The organism is Neisseria sp. P0021.S007 (assembly GCF_051956855.1).
Map to the genome: position 1 here is coordinate 1 of NZ_JBQCXA010000175.1, position 997 is coordinate 997.

Annotated in this window: 1 protein-coding gene and 1 pseudogene; one reads left to right on the forward strand and one right to left on the reverse strand. The window is 48.2% G+C overall.

Going from position 1 to position 997, the window contains the following annotated elements; all coding sequences use genetic code 11:
• A pseudogene (gene pflA, locus ACTHUR_RS11995) lies at positions 1-174 on the forward strand (pyruvate formate lyase 1-activating protein); the annotation flags it as partial.
• A 66-nt stretch (positions 175-240) separates the two neighbouring features.
• Here pflA and ACTHUR_RS12000 read toward each other — a convergent pair.
• Positions 241-997: His/Gly/Thr/Pro-type tRNA ligase C-terminal domain-containing protein (locus ACTHUR_RS12000; protein WP_440398719.1), on the reverse strand; the 757-nt coding region annotated here is incomplete at its 5' end.

Below are 997 nucleotides of genomic sequence, written 5' to 3' on the forward strand. Positions count from 1 at the left end.
GATATGGATAATGTCGAAATGGTCGAGCTTTTGCCGTATCACGAATTGGGCGCCCACAAATGGGCTTTGTGCGGCGACGAATACAAATTAAAAGGCGTACATCCGCCGCCTAAAGAAACCATTTTGAAAATCAAAGAAATATTAGAGAGTTACGGACAAAACATTATTTATTAAAACAAAAAAAGGCCGTCTGAAACGAAATAATCAGTTTCAGACGGCCTTTTCATGATTGAAAAAGACTTAAGCGTTCAATGCAGTCAGAACCTTGGCGACAACTTCTGATACCGCAACGGCTTGAGCCTGATTGTCACGGCGTTCGGCATATTCAACATTGCCTTCTTTTAAGGCGCGATCGCCGATTACGATGCGGTGAGGAATACCCAACAGCTCAGAGTCATTCAGCAATACGCCCGCACGTTCGTCGCGGTCATCCAACAATACATCCGCACCGGCAGCCAAAAGCTCGGCATAGATTTTGTCAGCGGCTTCGCGTACGGCTTCAGATTTTTTGTAGTTCATCGGCACGATAACGACTTCAAACGGTGCCATTGCTTTGGTCCAAACAATGCCTTTTTCGTCGTTGTTTTGCTCGATGGCGGCGGCAACAACGCGGGTAATACCGATGCCGTAGCAGCCCATTTCCATAGTTTGGGATTTACCGTTGTTATCCAAGAAGCTGACATTCATGGCTTGGGTATATTTGTCGCGCAATTGGAAAACGTGACCGACTTCAATACCGCGTGCCAGTTTCAGACGGCCTTGTTCGTCGGGGCTGATGTCGCCTTCGATGACATTGCGCAAATCGACAAATTCAGGCTCGGTAGCATCTCGGCCGAAGTTGAAGCCGATATAGTGGTAGTCGTCTTCATTGGCGCCGATAACCCAGTCTGCGCCTTTTTCAGTAGCGAAATCGGCATAGACTTTACCTTTGAAGTTGACAGGGCCGAGAGAGCCGCCGTTTGCGCCGAATTGTTCAATAATCACGGCAGGGCTCGCC